Source organism: Thioclava indica (assembly GCF_000714545.1).
Lineage (GTDB): Bacteria > Pseudomonadota > Alphaproteobacteria > Rhodobacterales > Rhodobacteraceae > Thioclava > Thioclava indica.
In genome coordinates this window covers 120,938-139,711 of sequence record NZ_AUNB01000018.1, presented here as the reverse complement: position 1 = coordinate 139,711, position 18,774 = coordinate 120,938, and the positions used below count along the sequence as shown (strand labels likewise).

The following is an 18,774-nucleotide window of genomic DNA, read 5'->3' as shown; positions in this document are numbered from 1 at the left end:
CTTTCGTTGCGTTCCACCTAGTTCATCGCGGGCGCGGTGAAAAGAGGGGCCAGCGCCAGCCCGATTGCAATCAGCGCCTGTCCCGACCAGTAAAACAGCCAAAGCGCGCGCGAGGCCAGACGCTTACGCGCGCCCTCGCGCATCACAAATGTCTCGACCGACAGGATCGCATCCGACGTCACGAAAAACGCCACGCCCCAAATCAGCGCCGTCGCCTCTAATGGCAATCCCATCCCCGCAATCGCCATCGCAACGATCACCAGAATATAGCCGCGCACCGGCCAGCGCAGCGATCCGGTATGGGGCACGACCCAGATCTCGACCGCGGCGGCCAGCGCGACCATCACCGCAATTGCAGGCCAGCTTGGCCACGTGGCCCCCAAAGCCACAAATGCCACCAAATAGGCCAGATGCCCCGCCGCAAAGGCAATCATCCCCGCCAGAAACGCGCCTTGTCCGGGGCGCGACAGAGCGAAATCCCCCACCGCCCCCAGCGCCAGCCCGATCACGATCCAGCCCGGCATATGGAACATCAGCGCCAGCGGCACCAAACAGGCGATCGCGCCGGTCTTGATCGCGGTTTTGCGCCAGCTTGGCGTCGCCCCCGCGAAAGAGATGAGGTAGATCACGGCCAGCAGCAGGGCCGCGATAAACGGCAAAAGAAGGATTATGGTCATTGCGCCACAGGGACAGATTTTTCGCGCCCCCGCAAGTCTTGCCGTAAAATGGCCGAAATTGGCGTTAAGATGGGGCAAAACTTAGAGGCAGAGATGACGCAAGAGCCTGATTTTCAAAAGATTCGCGATGCGATTCCCGAAGAGCGTTCGCGCTGGAGCGACCGGCTGCCCGGTCCGCTGGCGACGTTGTTTGGTCTTACGAATGACATCCCCGAGGTCGATACCTTTGCCATCGTCACATTCGCGCCGGTGCCGTTGTTGATTTTGGCGGGCATTTTTGGCGGTTGGCCAGCGTGGCTGGCGCTGATCTGGATCGCACTGTTCATTTTTGCGCTGGATGAGATCATCGCGCGCGCCGCGCCGGATGCGCCCGAAGGGTCGGAGTTTCCCGCTGCGGATACGCTGTCGATTGCCTTGGCCGTGGCGCATTTTGCGCTGCTGATTCTTGGGGTTGCGGCGCTCTCGGGCCATACGCTGCTGGAGGGGCCATCCTGGGTCGCGGTGCTGCTGGCCTATGGGTTGTTCTTCGGGCAGGTGTCCAATTCCAACGCTCATGAGCTGATCCACCGCCGCGACAAGCGCCTGTTTCTGCTTGGGAAATGGGTTTATATCTCGTTGCTTTATGGCCATCACAGTTCGGCCCATCGCCACGTGCATCACCGCTTTGTCGCCACGCCTGACGACCCGAATTCCGCCCAGCCGGGGGAAGGGTTTTGGTCTTTCGTGCCGCGCGCCTGGATTGGCGGCTTCGTGGCGGGCCTTGAGATGGAGCGCCATCTGATCGAGCGGCGCAAGCTTCCCGAGGGGGGCGACCGGATCGCGCGACTGCGCGCACGCATCGCCGCGCTTGGCCCCTACCCGTCCTATGTGCTGGGCGGGCTGTGGTTCGTGCTGCTGTTCGGACTGATCTTCGGGCTGCGTGGGGTGCTTGCCTATCTGCTACTGTGTGCCTACGCGCAGTTGCAGCTTTTGCTATCCGATTATGTGCAGCATTACGGGTTGCAACGCGCGCGGCGTGGCGATGGCAGTTATGAACCGGTTGATCTGCGCCATAGCTGGGATGCGCCCCATCCGATCTCGGCACTGTGGATGCTGAACGCGCCGCGCCATTCCGATCATCATGCCCATCCCTCGCGCGAATATCCCGCATTGCGTTTGGGCGATTTGAGCGAGGCAGAGCGCCCCGTCTTGCCGCGCAGCCTACCCGCGATGGCGGCGCTGGCGTTGATCCCGCCTCTGTGGCGGCGCGTCATGGATAAGCGCGTGGCCGCCCTGCAGGGCACCAAGTCACGCGTGCAAGGCTAGGCAAAGGCTGCGCGATCTGACAGTCTGGGCATAATTTGACCCCGGAGGCCCGATGCGCCAATTTCTTGTCCTGACTTGCCTTGCCACGCTGACAGCGATGCCTGCGTTTGCCCAACCCGCCGATCTGGCCGCTGATCTGGGCAAACCGCTTACCGCCGAGCAGTTTGATGCCCGCACGCAGGGCCGCACGATCACCTATTCCGCGCAGGGCCAGCCCTACGGCACCGAACAATATAAACCCGGTCACAAGGTCATCTGGGCCTTCACGGATAGCGAATGCAAGGAAGGCGACTGGTTTCAAAGCAATCAGTATATCTGCTTTGACTACGGCGATTATGCACCACTGCAATGCTGGACATTTTATGACAGCCCGCAAGGGTTGGTGGCGAAATTTCGCGGCGATCCGGCCAGTGAGCCGCTGGTCAGCCTGAGCGAAAGCCAAGACCCGCTAAGTTGTCAGGGGCCGGATCTGGGCGTTTAAAACAGGCTGCCCTGATTGGGGGGCGGTTCGGATTTTTTCTTGGTTGGCTTAGGTTTGGCGGGCGACGTTGATGCGCCACCACCACCGGGAATGACCGCCAGACGATCATCGGCGAACTCGATTTCCAGACCGGGCTGCTTGGCTGCTAAGGCGGCGCTGGTCACGACCCCATCCGGCCCGCGCACCACGGCATAGCCGCGCTTGAGCGTCTCGCGATAGCCCAGCGTCTGGCGCATCCGATCCAGCCGGTCCAACCGTTCGCGCAGCGACTCTATACGCGCTTCGGGTAGACGCGACAGCCGCAAGGTCAGCCCGTCAAGGCGGGTGTGATCGTCACGGATGCGGCGCTGCGCATCGCCGATCATGCGCACTTTCGAGGCCTCCAATCGCCGCGTCAGCATATCCAGATCACTTTGCGCGCGGCGCAGCCTAGCCCCCGGGGCGGGCTGCAAGCGGCCCGCAAACCCTTGCAAGCGGCGCGCCTCATTACCCATGAACTGACGCAAAAGGCGCGGCTCAATGCGTGCCGACAGCGGAGCAAACCGCGTGCCCTTTCGCAGCACAAGCGTGTGCAGCGCAGGCCCCAGCCGGTCAGCCCACATATCGAACCGCTGGCGCGCCGATTGTGTCAGCGTCTCGGGGCGACCCAAACCGCGCGACAGATCACGCAACCGCTGATCGCGCTGCTCAAGCCGCCCGCGCGTCGCGCGTCCCATGCGTGCCTGCGCCTCGGCCAGCCAACTGGCGAGTTCAGCGCGCACCGGCACCGCCATTTCCGCCGCAGCCGTGGGCGTGGGAGCACGGCGATCCGAGGCGTAATCAATCAGCGTCGTGTCCGTCTCATGGCCCACCGCCGAAATCAGCGGGATCTCACTGTCAAAGGCCGCGCGCACCACCGCCTCTTCGTTAAAGCCCCAAAGATCCTCAATCGAGCCGCCCCCGCGCGCCACGATAATCAGATCGGGTCGCGGGATCGCACCGCCGGGTGTCATCGCGTTGAACCCCCGGATCGCGCGGGCCACTTCGGGCGCACAGGCCTGCCCCTGCACCGCCACTGGCCAGATCAGCACATGGCGCGGAAAGCGGTCGCGCAACCGGTGCAAAATATCGCGGATCACCGCACCCGAGGGCGAGGTCACCACGCCAATCACATTGGGCAACCACGGGATCGCGCGCTTGTGGGCAGTATCAAACAGCCCCTCGCCTGCCAGTTGCTTGCGCCGCGCCTCCAGCATCGCCATCAGCGCGCCCGCGCCTGCGGGTTCGACCGTGTCCACGATCAGCTGATATTTCGACTGGCCCGGAAATGTGGTCAACTTGCCGGTCGCGATCACCTCCATCCCCTCTTCGGGGCGGACCTCCATCTTGGCGACCTGACCTTTCCACGACACGGCCGCCATCACCGAGCGATCATCCTTGAGGTCGAAATACATATGCCCCGAGCGCGGCGTCGAGACGCGCCCGACTTCACCGCGCACCCGCACACGGCCAAACTCGCCCTCAATCACGCGTTTGACCGCCCCCGAAATCTCGGAAACGGTGTAATCATGCGCGTTCGAGCCGCTCTCGTCGTCCAAAAGGTCCATCAGCCTGCCTTGCCTCAGTGTTGCGCCCAGCTTAGAAGGCCCAAACGGCAAGGCCAAGGGGGCGTGTGATGAACATTTTGGTTCTGGGCGGCGGCGGGCGCGAACATGCGCTGGCTTGGGCGATCAAACAAAACCCGAAATGCGACCGGCTGATCGTCGCGCCGGGCAATGCGGGCATCGCGCAGATCGCCGACTGCGCGGCGATTGATCCAAGTGACGCGGCGGCTGTTCTAGAACTGTGTGAGGCCAATGCAGTCGACTTCGTCGTGATCGGCCCCGAAGCCCCGCTGGCCGCTGGCGTGGCCGATGCATTACGCGATCAGGGCTATCTAACCTTTGGTCCCTCGGCAGACGCCGCCCGACTTGAGACATCCAAGGCCTTCACCAAGGAAATCTGCGATGCCTGCAACGCACCCACGGCGGGGTATGCCCGCTTTAGCGATGCGCAGGCCGCCAAGGATTATGTACGCCAGCAAGGCGCGCCGATTGTGATCAAGGCCGATGGTCTGGCCGCTGGCAAAGGCGTGATCATGGGCATGACGCTGACGGAGGCGCTGGACGGTATCGACGAGATATTCGGCGGCGCGTTCGGGGATGCAGGCACCGAGGTCGTGATCGAAGAATTCATGGAGGGCGAGGAGGCCTCGCTGTTCATCCTCTGCGATGGCACCAACATCCTGCCTGTTGGCGGCGCGCAAGACCACAAACGCGTCGGAGAAGGTGATACCGGCCCCAATACCGGCGGTATGGGCGCCTACTCCCCCGCCCCCGTGTTGACGCCCGAGATCGAGGAAAAGGCACTGGCCGAAATCGTGCTCCCCACCGTGGCCGAAATGGCGCGGCGCGGCACGCCGTTTCAGGGTGTGCTTTATGCCGGGCTAATGATCAAGGACGGTCAGCCCCGGCTCGTGGAATATAACGTGCGCTTTGGCGATCCGGAATGTCAGGTGCTGATGCTGCGCCTTGGCGCGCAGGCGCTTGATCTGCTGCTGGCCTGCGCCGAAGGGCGCTTGAGCGAGATGCGTGCGCAATGGGCCCCCGATCACGCGATCACGGTGGTGATGGCAGCAAAAGGTTATCCTGGCGCGTATCAGAAGGGCTCGGAAATCGGCGGTCTCGACGCCTTGCCCGGCGACAGCCATCACATGATCTTCCATGCTGGCACCAACAGCAAAGACGGGCAGATTCTGGCCAATGGCGGGCGGGTTCTCAACGTCACCGCACGCGGCGCAACCTTGCAAGAGGCCCGCGACCGCGCTTACGCAATGGTTGATGCGATTGACTGGCCCGAAGGCTTTGTGCGCCGTGATATCGGCTGGCGCGCGCTGTGATCTGAAAGGTCTGAGGGGGCGCTGCCCCCGCTGGCTACGCCCGCCCCCCGGGATATTTCAAACACTTGGATGCAATAACGCCCGACTCGATCCGCAGAGGGGCGGGCAAGCCGGGCGCTTCCAAGTGTACGGCCATCGGCGTCCCCGCCTGTCCCGCGCTCCAAGGTTGGACCGATTCCGGTTAAGATTCCCTTACCGGCCTTCCAAGTGTTTGAAATATCCCGGGGGGAATTCGCCGCAGGCGAAGGGGGGCAGCGCCCCCAAAACGGGCGGGGCCGCAAGGCCCCGCAAAGCATTGATCACACGAGGCGGCTTTGCTCCAGCGCCGCCTTGATAAACCCAGCGAACAGCGGATGGGGCGCGAAGGGTTTGGATTTCAGTTCGGGGTGGAACTGCACGCCGATAAACCACGGGTGATCCTTGTGCTCGACGATCTCGGGCAGGCGACCATCAGGCGACATGCCGGAAAATTCCAACCCGCAGCTTTCCAGCGGTTCGCGATATTTGATATCGACCTCGTAGCGGTGGCGGTGACGCTCTTCGATCTCGGTCGCGCCGTAAACTTCGGCCACTTTCGAGCCAGCATGCAAGGCCGCCGTATAGGCACCCAGACGCATCGTGCCGCCCTTATCATCATCAAGCTTGCGCTCGACCCGGTGGTTGCCCTGCACCCATTCCTTGAGGTGATAAACCACGGGCGTGAAACGCTTTTTGCCTGCTTCGTGATCGAACTCCTCGGACCCGGCATCGGCAACTCCGGCCAGATTGCGCGCGGCTTCGATCACCGCCATCTGCATGCCCAGACAGATGCCCAGATAGGGCACGCCTTTCTCACGCGCGAATTGTGCGGCGCGGATTTTGCCTTCGGTGCCGCGCTCGCCAAAGCCGCCGGGCACCAGGATCGCGTCGTAATCTTCCAGATAGGGCGCCGGGTCTTCGGTCTCGAAAATCTCGGCGTCGATCCATTCGGCTTTGACGCGCACCCGGTTGGCCATGCCGCCATGGGTCAGCGCCTCGGCGATGGATTTATACGCATCCTCAAGCTGGACATATTTGCCCACGATGGCTACGCGCACTTCGCCCTCGGCATTGTTGAGACGGTCCATCACGTCTTCCCAACGCGTCAGGTCGGGCTTGGGCGCGGGCGAGATGCCAAACGCATCCAGCACGGCCTGATCCAGCCCCATCCGGTGATAGGCCAGCGGCGCCTCGTAGATGGATTTCAGATCATAGGCGGGAATGACGGAATCGGGGCGCACGTTACAGAACAGCGCAATCTTGGCGCGTTCCTTTTCCGGGATCGGATGCTCCGAGCGACACACCAGCACGTCGGGCTGCAAGCCGATCGAGCGCAATTCCTTGACCGAGTGCTGCGTCGGCTTGGTTTTCAACTCGCCTGAGGCCGCAAGATAGGGCAGCAAGGTCAGGTGCATGAAAATACACTGGCCGCGCGGGCGATCTTGGGAAAACTGGCGGATCGCCTCGAAAAACGGCAAGCCTTCGATATCGCCGACCGTGCCGCCGATCTCGCACAGCATGAAGTCGACCTCATCATCGCCGACATCCAAGAAGTCTTTGATTTCGTTGGTGACATGCGGGATCACCTGAATCGTCTTACCCAGATATTCGCCGCGCCGTTCCTTCTCCAACACGTTGGAATAGATCCGCCCCGACGACACGGAATCGGTGTTGCGCGCGCTGACGCCGGTGAAACGCTCGTAATGGCCCAGATCCAGATCGGTCTCGGCCCCGTCATCGGTGACGAACACTTCACCGTGCTCGAATGGGCTCATCGTGCCGGGATCGACGTTGAGATAGGGGTCGAGCTTGCGCAGGCGCACCGAGAAGCCGCGCGCTTGCAGCAGTGCCCCCAAAGCGGCCGATGCCAACCCCTTGCCGAGCGACGAAACAACGCCGCCGGTGATGAAGACATAACGTGCCATGGAGACCCCCGTGATCTGCAAAATTCAAAGCTGTTTCCCGGCCCCCAAAGGGCACAGGATCACGGGATTTGATGCTTACACGATTCGCAATCCGCCCGCAACCGAACCGCAACTTATTGGGTTGAAATCCCGCCACCCCCCAAGAGGTAGTGGCGCAAGGATAGAATTAATTCGCAGGCGGTGGCGTGACCGGGCCCGTCGAGCTATCGGTCGTGCTTTCGCCAGATGTACCGCCCGTCGAGACTGCGGAATCGCTTGGCGCGGGGGGCATGACCACACCCAACGAGCCATCATCGGCAGGCGCAGCCGGTGCTGTGGTATCCGCAGCAGGTGCCGTTTGTTCCGTCGGCGCGCGATCCAGCACCGATTCGTCTTTGGCCTTTTGCGCGGCCAGAACTGTCAGCGTCACCGAGGTCACAAGGAAACCGGCGGCCAGCAGCCACGTCAGCCGGGTCAGCGCATTGGCGGCCTGACGCCCTGTCATGACACCGCCGACACCGCTGGAACTGGAGCTACCCATTCCAAGCCCACCGCCCTCAGAGCGTTGCAGCAACACCACGCCAATCAGCAGCAGTGCAAGGATCAAGTGGATTGAGAGAACGACGTTTTCCATTGAACGGGTCCGGGCCTTCCTAGTTCGACGCGCCTATCTAGGCGGATGCGGCAAAAGTCGCAAGGCCACCGTGATCATTTTGTGCCTCTGACGTGGTCAAATATACCCGCGCGGGCGTTTGCCCCCCGCCTGCCCGCGTCCAAATTCGCCAAATATCCGCGCCGGAAGCTCTGACATCCCCCCGCGCGCGCCGCCAAAAGTTGCGCGCCCGCCTTACGCAAACCCCAAATCCGGTCTTTCACTACGCCCGTTCAACCGCTATATCTCGCGCGGTTTCATACCTGCCAAGGAGAGAGCAATGGCCAATGTCGTCGTCGTCGGTGCCCAATGGGGTGACGAGGGGAAAGGCAAGATCGTGGACTGGCTAAGCGAGCGTGCCGATATTATCGCGCGCTTTCAGGGCGGTCATAACGCAGGCCATACGCTGGTGATCGATGGCAAGGTTTATAAGCTGAACGCGCTGCCTTCGGGCGTGGTGCGGGGCAATAAGCTTTCGGTGATCGGCAATGGTGTGGTGCTGGATCCTTGGCATCTGGTTACCGAGATCGCGAAAATTCGCGAGCAAGGCGTCACGATTACCCCTGAAACGCTGATGGTTGCGGAAAACACGCCGCTGATCCTGCCCATTCATGGTGAGCTGGATCGCGCGCGCGAAGAGGCGGCCTCGAAAGGCACCAAGATCGGCACGACCGGGCGCGGCATTGGCCCGGCTTACGAGGACAAGGTCGGACGGCGCTCGGTGCGGGTGGCCGATCTGGCCGATGAGGCGACGCTGATCGCGCGTGTTGATCGCGCGTTGCAGCACCATGATCCGCTGCGCAAAGGTCTGGGCATCGAGGCCGTGGATCGCGACGCGCTGATCGCGCAACTTCTAGAGATCGCTCCGGAAATCCTGAAATATGCCGCCCCCGTCTGGAAAGTGCTCTCCGAGAACCGCAAGGCTGGCAAGCGCATCTTGTTTGAGGGTGCGCAGGGCTCGCTTCTCGATATCGACTTTGGCACCTATCCGTTTGTGACCTCATCCAACGTGGTGGCGGGTCAGGCGGCGGCGGGCACGGGCATGGGGCCGGGCGCGATCGATTTCGTCCTTGGCATTGTCAAAGCCTATACCACCCGCGTCGGCGAAGGCCCCTTCCCGACCGAGCTTGATGATGCAGACGGTCAACGGCTGGGCGAGCGGGGCCGCGAGTTCGGCACCGTGACCGGGCGCAAGCGGCGTTGTGGCTGGTTCGATGCGGCGCTGGTGCGTCAGACCTGCGCGGTTTCAGGCGTGTCGGGCATCGCTCTGACCAAGCTGGATGTGCTGGACGGGTTTGAGACGCTGAAAATCTGCGTGGGCTATGAGTTGGACGGCAAGACGCTGGACTACCTGCCCACGGCGGCGGATCAGCAGGCGCGTTGCGTGCCCGTTTATGAGGAGATCGAGGGCTGGAATGCCTCGTCTGAGGGCGCGCGTAGCTGGGCCGATCTGCCTGCTGCCGCGATTAAATATGTCCGCCGCATCGAAGAGCTGATCGACTGTCCGGTTGCGATGCTCTCGACCAGCCCCGAGCGCGACGACACGATCCTCGTCACCGATCCTTTCGCGGATTGAGCGGATGGCGCTTAGCTACAAAGCCCGCCGCCGCCTCTCGATGCTGGCCCTCGTGATCGGGCTGCCCGCCTATATCGTGGTGGCGGTCAGCATCGTGAACTGGGTCGAAGGGCGCTGGGGCATGATGCCGTGGTGGGGGGCGGTGCTGGTCTATATCGTGCTGGGTGTGATCTGGGTTGTGCCGCTTAAACCGATCTTTCGCGGCGTGGGCAAAGAAGATCCCGACGCGCCATAGTAATAGCGCTTGCACATCGCTTTGCCCCGAAATCACACCAAATCCCGTGATTTGGCCGCGCGATGGACATGCTCGCCCCGCTTTTAACTTATAGTGCGGCCCTCGCGATTGCCGCCGTCATTCCCGGCCCCGGTGTTGCGACGCTGGTGGGCTAGTCGCTGGGCGGCAATTCGCGCAGCGCATTTGCCTTTTTGACCGGGCTTGCCTTGGGCGATGTCTCCTACCTCTGCGTCGCAGTGGCCGGATTGGCCGTGATTGCAAAGCTGTTTGCGAGCGTGTTTATCGTCATCAAATGCCTGTCGGGCCTCTATCTGCTTTATATCGCCTATAGTTTCGGGACGAGCCGCGCAGGTTTGGCCAAGGTGCAAAGCACGCGCGAGCGCAGCAGGTTTCGCGCCTTCGCGTCCGGATATGCGATCACACTCAGCAATCCCAAAACCATCGTGTTCTATCTGGCATTGCTGCCAAGCGTGTTAGACTTGGGGCGTGTCGATGCTGCGGAATGGGCCGCACTTTCGATCCTGACGGTGCTAATCTTGTTCGCGGTGCTTACCCCTTACGCCGTCTTGGCCAATCGCGCGCGCGCAATGATGGCTCGCCCCGCAGCACTTGTGCGCCTCAACCGCCTGGCCGCTGGCATTATCGCGACTGCGGGTGGCGTGATTTTGGGTGAGGCGGCGCGCCAGGTTTTTCGACGCGTGTAAGGCGAAATAGAAAACGGGCCGCCCCTCAGGACCGCCCGTTTCATTCGCAATCTTAACGTCCCCGCGTTTAGGTCTAACTTATTGACCCGACGCCACTTTTGCTTCGTCGTAATAGCGCGATGCGGTGGTGATCGCATATTGGCCGCGCTTGACCTTGGCGATTTTGCCCTGACGCAACAGGCGCCCAAAGACGCGCATCCGCTCTTCGCGCGGCACTTCCGCGGTCTCGCTCATTGCGGTCAGCTTGCGCATGATTTGGGGCGGCGAGAAATGCGGACGTCCCTCAACAGCCGAGGTATAGGCCGCAGCCGCCTCAAGCAGATCCGACAGACCCTGCGTGCCAAGTGTTTCGGCGAACTCGGCAAAGCTCGTGGCTTGATTGGGGGCCATTGCTTCGGCCTCGTCGTCAAACGCCTCCGCCAGTTGCGCGCTAGAAATGCGGCGCGGGCGGATCACATGCGTCGTGGGCGTGCGCGCCGCGGCGGCAGGGTCTTGCGTGGCGGGATCAAGCGTGTCGATGCGCTGTTCTGACACCAGCATCAGCGGAGCCGGGCGCAGCGTCTCGGGGCGTCGCATCGCGCGCTCATTGCCACCGCCGACGGGGCGACGCGGGCGCACGGCCTGCGTCAGATCCTCGCGGTAAGCTTCGGCGGCCTGCGGATCCTCAATGCTGCCGCGCGCGGTGTCCTGCCCCTTCGTGATACGATCGGCCACGGTCGCAGCCACTGCGGCTTTGAGATGGGCAATCGCCGAGAAGCGACGGCGCGTTTCCACAACCTCCGACTGTTTGTCAGCCTCTTGCATCAGGCGCGCCATTTCTTCTTCGCGGCTATCAAAAGCGGCGGCGGCAACGGGCGGTTCTGCCGGGGCCTCTGCCTCGGCATCATCCGCTTCGGCGTCATCCGCCTCGGCCAGTTCCGCGTCGTCGGCCTCAGCCTCTGCAGCGTCCTGCTCGTTGCTCTCGGCAGCATCTTGGATCTGGGCGTCGTCTTCGGCGATCTCTGCCTGTTCGGCGTCTTGCTCAACCGTCTCAACATCGTCGATTTCAGCGGCGTCAGCTTCGACATCTACCGTTTCAACGTCATCGGCTTCGATTTCGAGCGCCTCGACTTCAGCCATCTCCGGCTCGGCTTCGGCTTCGGCTTCGGGAGCCTCGTAGAGCGCGCTCAGAGCGGCCTCAAATGCGGCATCGTCATCCTCGGCGACCGTTTCAGGTTCAGCCAATTCGGCGACGGGCGCATCTTCGTCACGCTCAGCGACGATCTCTGCATCTTCGGCCACCGCATCTTCGGATACGTGCACTTCAGGCGCGTCCTCTTGCACGATGTCCTCGGCTGCGTCTTCCTCGGCAATGTCTTGCTGCGCGATTTGCTCGGCATCGCCCTCATCATCGCCACTCAGCATCGCCAATTCGCGCATCAGATCGGCTTCATCGTCTTCCGACAACGCGCTGCTGGGCGTCTCAGCGGGCGTTTCAGCAGCCGTTTCAGGCGCGCTTTCACCCAGCTCTGCAGCAATCCGCGCGGCCAGATCGTCATTTTCGGACACATCGTTGTCTTGCGCATCGGCCAGCGACTGCTCGGCCTGCGCCACCTCATTTTGTGCGAGGGGCGCATCGCTGTCCTCACGCGTGATGATCGGGGGTGCATTGTGATCGGGGCGGCGCACCTTGATCACACGAGCCCGCACGCGCTGAACCATCGAAGCAGGAGCAGTATCAGCTGCCTCCTCGGGCGAAGCGTCGTCTTCAACGCCAGCCTCGTCCTGAACGACATCTTCCTGCGCAACCGCATCATCGTCTTGAGCGACCTCTTGGGGCGTTGCGTCCTCTTCGACTTGCGCGATTTCCTCAACCGGCGTCGCCTCGGCGACCGCAATATCACCCTCAACGTCTTGTTGCGGCGTCTCTTGCTCGGCCTCAACTTGCTCGGCCTCACTCTGCTCAGGCGCGTCGGGCGTTGCGAGCTGTGCCGCGACGGTGGCTTGCAAGGCTTGCGCGCGGCGCGCGCGTTTGGCGGCGCGGCGCGCACGGCGGGCGGCACGACGGTCCATTACGTCTTGGTCGGTATCGACAGAGTCGTTTGCAGTCTCTGCCGCGTCATCTTCGGCATCCAAAGCCGCATCTTGCGTCTCTTCTTGCGGGGCCGCTTCGTCCTCAAGGCTATCCTGCACCGCAACATCGTCAGTCTCAGCACTCACCGCGACCGAGTCTTCTTCAATCGGGTCAGCGGCAGCGTCGAGCGCCTCAAGCTCGGCGGGCATATCTTGCTCGGGTTGCAGCGCTTCGGCCAGCGCGGCGGTGACGCTATCTTCAACGCTCACGTCCTCTTCGGGCGCGCGATCTTCGATGATCGCTTCGGCGGGTTCAGCCGCGGCGTCTTCGAGGGATGCCTGCTCAGCGGGGGCGACAATCGCATCATCGCTGTCGATATCTTCTGCCGCGAGCGGGCCGGAAATATCGAGATCAAAGCCGAAATCATCCGCATCGGCACTGGGCGCGATGTCGGCATCCGCAAGCAGGGCCTGCGGGACGACATCGGCCTGCTCGTCCTCTTCATAGGCGCCGGGACCAACGGAACGCGCACGCGCCACGGCGGCACGAATACGTTGCAGCTTGGCGGCCACCGATTCGGGTTCCTCAAACGCCACTTCTGGTTCGGGCGCGGCTTCAAGTTCAGGCTTGGGCTCGGGTTGAACCTCGGGCGCGGGTGCGTCTTTCGAGCTATCCTCCAACACCAGCGGCGCAACATGAACCTGCGCGGGCGCAGCTTCCTGCGTCCCCTCACTGGGTTCAGCCTGCGCAGCTGCATCATCTTGCGAGGCGGTTTCATCGTCTTGCTGACGCAAAACAACGCCGTTTTCGTGGATCTTTGCCTCAACCCGACGATTGATTTCGCGTTCAGCAATCCGGTGCAGCATCTCTGCGTCGGGTTGCGGGGGTTCTGCGCCGAAATACCGATCATCTGCGGCCAGATCGCGGAAATACTCTGCAATCGCCTTCATCGTGTTGAACGGTTCATCGAACCCCTCAAGGGTACACGAGAACGTGCCGTAGGAGACGGTCAGGATCTTGTTTGCACCAATCATGGACCACTCGCTTTCATTTGGACCTCATTGTTGCCACCATCCCCCCAAACTGGTGCTTTCCCATGGACGAAAAAGGGCATTTGAAAGGAATTTTATAGGTCTCGATTGTGTTCTCGTGCCTTATTCGTCATCAATCATGCCATGTTCCACCTGATTGTAAACTCAACGTGCGGTGTCACCCTACTGGGCGCAGGCACAGTAAACCCGCAAGATGTTGACGAATCGTTGACAATCGCACCCTTTCTTGTGGCTGCGGATGGCGGGGGCGATCATGCGCTGGCCTTGGGACTACATCCCGAGGCGGTGATTGGCGATCTCGACAGCCTGTCCAAGTCTGCCCACGAGCAATTGGGCGCGCGTGTGCACCGAATCACAGAGCAGGACAGCACGGATTTTGCCAAATGCTTGCGCGCAATCAAGGCTCCGTTCGTAATGGCGCTTGGGTTCACCGGGTTGCGGCTCGATCATACTTTGGCGGCGATGACCGATTTGATCCGCAGCCCTGCCCTCGTGATGATGCTGGCCGAGCGCGAGGTGATCATCCGCTGTCCGACGCACATCGCGCTGGATCTGCCCGCCGGAACGCGGGTGTCATTGTTTCCATTCGGGCCGGTTACGGCGCGCTCGACGGGGCTGCGCTGGCCGCTGGATGGCATCGCCTTTGCGCCCGATAGCCGCGTGGGCACCTCGAATGAGGCACTTGGGCGCGTCGAGATCACGTTAGAGGGAGCCGCGCTATTGATGCTGCCGCGCGAAAATCTGGGCGCGGTATTGCAGGCGTTGGGGGTGAGCGCGCCGTAAAGGCCTGCGCGTCAGCCCGGCTCGATGCGCAACGCGTCTTGCAGCCACGGTGCCTCTCGTAGAGCAGGCGCAACCACGCGATCCGCCAAAAGCGCGCGCAGACGAGCGGCGACTTGCGCGGGCCACTCGCCCAGAACGCCCTCGCGCGCGGTTAAGGTGATCAAGCGCGACAGCGGCGCGCCGGGCAACGGGGCCAGTTCCAGCCCCGAACGCCCCGCGTGACGCACCGCCGAGGGCGTCAGGATCGTCCAGCCCTGCCCCGCCGCGACCAGCGCCAAAATCGCCGGATAGCTGTCAAGTTCCAGCCGATGCCCGCCGCCCAGACCTTCGCGTGCCAGATGCGCCGCGATCTGACGGCCCATCAAGGTGCGCTGCGAATAATGGATCAGCGGCAGGTCCGTGCCCCCACCTGCCGGGCGCACCGCGATGAATGGCTCGTGCAACAGCGGATGCACCTCGCTGGCCTCGGGCGGCGGGCCTTCGGGTTGGGCCGCAACTGCCACATCCAGCCCGCGCGCCTCCAGCTTGGCTAAAAGGCGATGGCTTGGGCCGGTTTCCAGCTCAAAGCGGCACTGGCGCAGATCGCTGGCCATGCCTGCCAGCAACAATGGCGTCACTTCGGCCTCGAAATCCTCGATCATGCCCAGACGGAAACTGGTCAGACCGGCAGGATCGGCCAGCGACACGCCCGCGCGACCACGCGCCAACGCATCCAGCATCGCTTCGGCATGGGGTAGAAACCCGCGCCCTGCAACGGTCAGCGCAAAGGGGCGCGCCGAGCGATCCACCAGTTCCGCGCCCAAGGCAGCCTCAAGCGCGGCAAGTTGCTGGCTGACCGTGGGGGCCGAAACACCAAGGCGACGTGCGGCGGCGGTAATCGCGCCCTCCTCGGCGGTGGCGGTAAAAACCTCGACCGCCCAAAGGCTGACGCGGGGGGGAGTGGCGGACATGGGAAGGCTCCGATTGGGATCATCACGAGAGTGCCGCGCGCGCGGACCCGAGGCAAGCGTTTAGCCAAGCGCCACGATCGAGGGCTCGCGCCGCCCCGGACATTGCGCCAGCGGGCAAATCCGGCACGACGCCCCGATGGCGCGCGCAGGCTGCGACGCGGCCTCGTCTGGCGCAGGCAGGATCAGCATCGTCGCCTCACGCAGCATCGGCGCGTCAAAGCCCACCGCGCGGGTCTCGCAAATCGCGTAGGTGACAAAGCGTTGCGGCACCCGCCCCGCCACATCAACCAGCGTGCGTATCGGGTGCATCGGCTGGGCCAGCGCCTCATAAAGGGGCCAAAGCGGACAGGCAGCGCCGAAACGGGGCAGCGCAAAACCGGGCGCCGAGCGGCGAAAGGTCAGGGTGCCAGAGCCATCGCAAATCACCAGCCCCGGCGGCGCAAGCCCCGCCATCCCCGCAGGCAGGGAAGCAAGACGGCGCAGCACAACACTGATCGCGACCGCGCGCGCCTGCGCAATCGCGCCGGGATCAGCGCCCAGTTCGGCCAGATCGCGCGTGATCAGATCCAGCGGCAGGGCGCGCGCATCGCTTGCTACGCGCTCAAGATGCGCCAGTGCCAGCGCGCGCGCCGCCGACGAGGCGAGTTCCGGAACGCCCGCGATCAGCCCCGCGAGATTGCGCTCGCCCGCCTCGATTTCAGGAAAATGCCAGTCGCGTGCCTCGAGCCAAGCCTCGAACTGTTCCTGGGGTGAGGATAGCCCGGTTTCGGAATCTTCCATCTCGTCAAGATAGCCAACCAAGGCCTCGGCCGCGCCCGACAAGCGCAGGCTTTCGGTCTGGATCGTTGCCAGAAAACGCGCCTGCCATTCGGGTTCGATATCCTCAGTTTCAACCAAAATCGCAGCGCTTGAACGCAGCCCCGTCACCGCCGACAACACCTCATGCAGCGAGGTCGCCAGAAACGGATCTTGCGCCATGCGTTCGGCGTAGCCTTCCAGCAGGCGCTCCAGACTTGTCACACGCGCCTGCGAACGCGCCAGCAGCGCCGCCCAACCGGGGAAACGGCCAACGAATTCTTCGATACGCTCAAGATCGGGGGCGGAAAACGGGCCTGCACCTTCGGCCTCAAACCCCGCCGCAGCCTCGCGCAGACCATCAAACAACGCGCTATCTGCGCCCTCTGACAGCGCCACGGGATCAACCCCCATCGCGCGTGAGATCCGCAAGACCAAGGCGTCGCTGACCCGGCGGCGGTTATGTTCGATAAGATTGAGATAGGCCGCAGAGATACCCGCAGCGCGCGCCAAATCTGCTTGTTTCATGCCAAGCGATGTCCGGCGTTCGCGGATGCGCGTGCCGGTGAGTGCAGATTTGGCCATATCGTCCTCCTGCGTCCAGATTTACAGCTAGACGCAGGAGATACAAAGCATTTTACAAGGCGTTTACACGCCGCGTCTTTACATCGGGTTTTCGATGGTCGCGCGCATGTTGGGCACGTCACACGAGAATTCATCGCCTGTGGTGCCTTGCGTTTGCTTGCAATCCTTCGCGACCTTGGTTTCAGCGCAGCCGGCCAGCGCGCCAAGCGTCATTACTGCGAGCAGTGCCAGAACCGGTGTCGTTTTGAACGTCTTTTGCATCATCTGTCTCCTGTCAGTCGGGCGAATGTCTCTTGGCCCGTCAAGTGAACTATGTAGTTCAATATTGTGCGTCAAGCTTTGACTTCGATCAATAAATATCGACGCCAAAGATGAGTGTGACCTTACGTTTTTGCAACGGCAAGGGGGAACAGGCGTGATCCAGCCTCATTGAAACGCGCGAAAGCGAAACCCATAGGCCAGCGCGCGATTGGAACAGACGTCCATCGCATCCATCAGCCACACCCGATCCGGCCCCGGAAACGTGGCGAGGTGGCGGCCCAAAAGTGTCTCACCCTGCGTGAGATTTCCCGCCATATCGCCGCCATAGGTCATCAGCTGTTTTAGCCAGAAATCCTGCGCCTCTCCCAAATAGCCACCAAATCGACCACCGGGCGCGATCTGGCGCACTACGGCAAGACAATAGGCCGCCTCGACCTCTTGCGAGGGGGTTTCAAAGGTATGCGAGGGCGGAGCTGCAATGTCGCTTTTCCACGTCAGCCAGAACAGCACAGCAAGCATGCCACATCCCAGAACGCCCAGGAACAGATGAGACAGCCGGGGCCTGCCGTGTCGCCTTGCCCGTGCCGTTGCCTGTGCCTTCGCCTGTGTTTTCACGCGTGCCCGTGCCTTCGCCTGAGTTCGTGCCTGAACCACCATCTGCCAGCGCCTTGTTCCACTCCACGCCCCGTTACAGCACACAAGCCTTAACAACCCGTGCAATCGCGCAGCAAAAAGCCCCCCGGATTACTCCGGAGGGCGAATTCGCCGCACAAAAGCGTGGCGATAGCTTATTTAAGACCGGCAGCATCCGTCACCGCATGGGTCCAAGCGCCTTCGGGCTGCTTGGTGATCACCGGATCAGAGCCACCTTCAAGCAGCACTTTCACTGTGCGCTCATAATCCGCCGGGTCCAGCATGCCATCGGTGCCTTCAGTCAGCTTGGCGACCTCTTTCATCATGCCTTCCTGATGATGAAGCGTCTGCGCGCCGGTTTCGTCGTTATCCAGCACGATCTGCGCAGCTTCGTCGGGGTGCTCTTCGGCGTATTTCCAGCCCTCCATCGAGGCTTTGACGAATTTCGCCATCCTCTCGACAAAGGCCGGATCCTTGAGGCTGTCTTCCATCACATACAGCCCGTCTTCGAGCGTTGCGACGCCTTCATCCTCGTATTTGAAGGTTACGAGCTGATCGGGCGCGATCCCCGCATCAAGCACCTGAAGATACTCGTTATAGGTCATCGTCGAGATACACGCCGCCTGTTTTTGCAGCAGCGGGTCGACGTTAAAGCCCTGCTTGAGCACCGTCACGCCTTTGTCGCCGCCATCGGTCGGGATGCCCAGATGCGACATCCAGCTCAGGAACGGGTATTCATTGCCAAAGAACCAAACGCCCAAAGTATGGCCGGGGAAATCGGCGGGCGTCTTGATGCCGCTTTCCTTCAGGCAGGTCAGCATCATGCCCGATTTCTTGTAAGGCTGGGCAATATTGACCAGCGGCAAACCCTTTTCGCGCGCCGCCAAGGCAGCAGGCATCCAGTCAACGATCACATCGGCACCACCGCCTGCGATTACCTGCTCGGGGCCGATGTCCGGCCCCCCCGCCTTGATCGTGACATCAAGCCCCGCGTCTTTGTAAAACCCTTTATCCTGAGCCACATAATAGCCCGCGAACTGCGCTTGCGTCACCCATTTGAGTTGCAGCGTCACGTCCTCATTGGCATAGGCCGCGCTTGCCATGATAAGGCTTGCACTTACCCCCGCGATCAGTTTTTTCATCATATCTCTCCACTGTTGCCCCCGGATCTTGCGTCCGGGATTTTTATAATT

Annotated in this window: 17 protein-coding genes; 7 read left to right on the top strand and 10 right to left on the bottom strand. The window is 62.2% G+C overall.

Translation table 11 applies throughout. The features are described from left to right. Positions 1–17 precede the first annotated feature (17 nt). A complete protein-coding gene (locus tag DT23_RS06785; RefSeq protein WP_051697096.1) occupies positions 18–677 on the bottom strand; it encodes a lysoplasmalogenase family protein in 660 nt (219 codons plus the stop codon). Between the two features lie 93 nt (positions 678–770). Between DT23_RS06785 and DT23_RS06780 the strand changes: the two genes are divergently transcribed. Then, positions 771–1,982 (top strand): alkane 1-monooxygenase, encoded by a 1,212-nt coding sequence (locus DT23_RS06780; RefSeq protein WP_081846983.1) that lies wholly within the window; start codon positions 771–773, stop codon positions 1,980–1,982. 52 nt (positions 1,983–2,034) lie between these two features. Beyond that, the gene (locus DT23_RS06775) at positions 2,035–2,463 is read left to right on the top strand and encodes a hypothetical protein (RefSeq protein WP_038129697.1); all 429 of its coding nucleotides are present in this window, start codon (positions 2,035–2,037) and stop codon (positions 2,461–2,463) included. On the opposite strand, the gene xseA is transcribed toward DT23_RS06775, so the two are convergent. Beyond that, positions 2,460–4,052, bottom strand: coding sequence for an exodeoxyribonuclease VII large subunit (gene xseA / locus DT23_RS06770; RefSeq protein ID WP_038129977.1), 1,593 nt, complete (start codon positions 4,050–4,052; stop codon positions 2,460–2,462). The genes DT23_RS06775 and xseA overlap by 4 nt on opposite strands. Positions 4,053–4,117: 65 nt before the next feature. Here xseA and purD point away from each other — a divergent pair, with 65 nt between their 5' ends. Next, positions 4,118–5,380, top strand: a complete 1,263-nt coding sequence (gene purD / locus DT23_RS06765; protein ID WP_038129695.1) for a phosphoribosylamine--glycine ligase — start codon at positions 4,118–4,120, stop codon at positions 5,378–5,380. Positions 5,381–5,679: 299 nt separating this feature from the next. On the opposite strand, the gene DT23_RS06760 is transcribed toward purD, so the two are convergent. After that, positions 5,680–7,323: a CTP synthase gene (locus DT23_RS06760; RefSeq protein WP_038129693.1), complete on the bottom strand. Its 1,644-nt coding sequence runs from the start codon at positions 7,321–7,323 to the stop codon at positions 5,680–5,682. A gap of 166 nt (positions 7,324–7,489) precedes the next feature. Continuing rightward, positions 7,490–7,936 (bottom strand): preprotein translocase subunit SecG, encoded by a 447-nt coding sequence (gene secG / locus DT23_RS06755; protein ID WP_081846970.1) that lies wholly within the window; start codon positions 7,934–7,936, stop codon positions 7,490–7,492. A gap of 298 nt (positions 7,937–8,234) precedes the next feature. Here secG and DT23_RS06750 point away from each other — a divergent pair, with 298 nt between their 5' ends. The 3 genes from DT23_RS06750 to DT23_RS06740 all read left to right on the top strand — a co-directional run bounded on the left by DT23_RS06750 (position 8,235) and on the right by DT23_RS06740 (position 10,469). Further along, a complete protein-coding gene (locus DT23_RS06750; protein WP_038129690.1) occupies positions 8,235–9,530 on the top strand; it encodes an adenylosuccinate synthase in 1,296 nt (431 codons plus the stop codon). 4 nt (positions 9,531–9,534) lie between these two features. Next, complete coding sequence (locus DT23_RS06745; RefSeq protein ID WP_038129687.1) at positions 9,535–9,765, top strand: DUF2842 domain-containing protein; 231 nt, start codon at positions 9,535–9,537, stop codon at positions 9,763–9,765. Between the two features lie 158 nt (positions 9,766–9,923). Next, entirely contained in the window at positions 9,924–10,469 is a 546-nt protein-coding gene (locus DT23_RS06740; protein ID WP_081846968.1) for a LysE family translocator, read from the top strand. Between the two features lie 78 nt (positions 10,470–10,547). Here the strand turns inward: DT23_RS06740 and DT23_RS06735 are convergent, their stop codons facing one another. Further along, on the bottom strand, positions 10,548–13,556 hold the full coding sequence (locus tag DT23_RS06735) for a midas domain-containing protein (protein WP_038129685.1): 3,009 nt from the start codon (positions 13,554–13,556) through the stop codon (positions 10,548–10,550). A gap of 141 nt (positions 13,557–13,697) precedes the next feature. Here DT23_RS06735 and DT23_RS06730 point away from each other — a divergent pair, with 141 nt between their 5' ends. Continuing rightward, positions 13,698–14,357: a thiamine diphosphokinase gene (locus DT23_RS06730; protein ID WP_038129683.1), complete on the top strand. Its 660-nt coding sequence runs from the start codon at positions 13,698–13,700 to the stop codon at positions 14,355–14,357. Positions 14,358–14,368: 11 nt separating this feature from the next. Here DT23_RS06730 and DT23_RS06725 read toward each other — a convergent pair whose 3' ends face one another. From DT23_RS06725 to DT23_RS06705, 5 genes are all read right to left on the bottom strand, one after another. Then, on the bottom strand, positions 14,369–15,307 hold the full coding sequence (locus tag DT23_RS06725; RefSeq protein WP_038129680.1) for a LysR family transcriptional regulator: 939 nt from the start codon (positions 15,305–15,307) through the stop codon (positions 14,369–14,371). A gap of 60 nt (positions 15,308–15,367) precedes the next feature. Further along, positions 15,368–16,687: a short-chain fatty acyl-CoA regulator family protein gene (locus DT23_RS06720; RefSeq protein WP_038129678.1), complete on the bottom strand. Its 1,320-nt coding sequence runs from the start codon at positions 16,685–16,687 to the stop codon at positions 15,368–15,370. A 78-nt stretch (positions 16,688–16,765) separates the two neighbouring features. Then, complete coding sequence (locus DT23_RS06715; RefSeq protein WP_156023874.1) at positions 16,766–16,948, bottom strand: hypothetical protein; 183 nt, start codon at positions 16,946–16,948, stop codon at positions 16,766–16,768. A gap of 165 nt (positions 16,949–17,113) precedes the next feature. Further along, on the bottom strand, positions 17,114–17,467 hold the full coding sequence (locus tag DT23_RS06710) for a hypothetical protein (protein ID WP_038129674.1): 354 nt from the start codon (positions 17,465–17,467) through the stop codon (positions 17,114–17,116). A gap of 269 nt (positions 17,468–17,736) precedes the next feature. Then, positions 17,737–18,723, bottom strand: coding sequence for an ABC transporter substrate-binding protein (locus DT23_RS06705; protein ID WP_038129970.1), 987 nt, complete (start codon positions 18,721–18,723; stop codon positions 17,737–17,739). Positions 18,724–18,774: the final 51 nt, after the last annotated feature.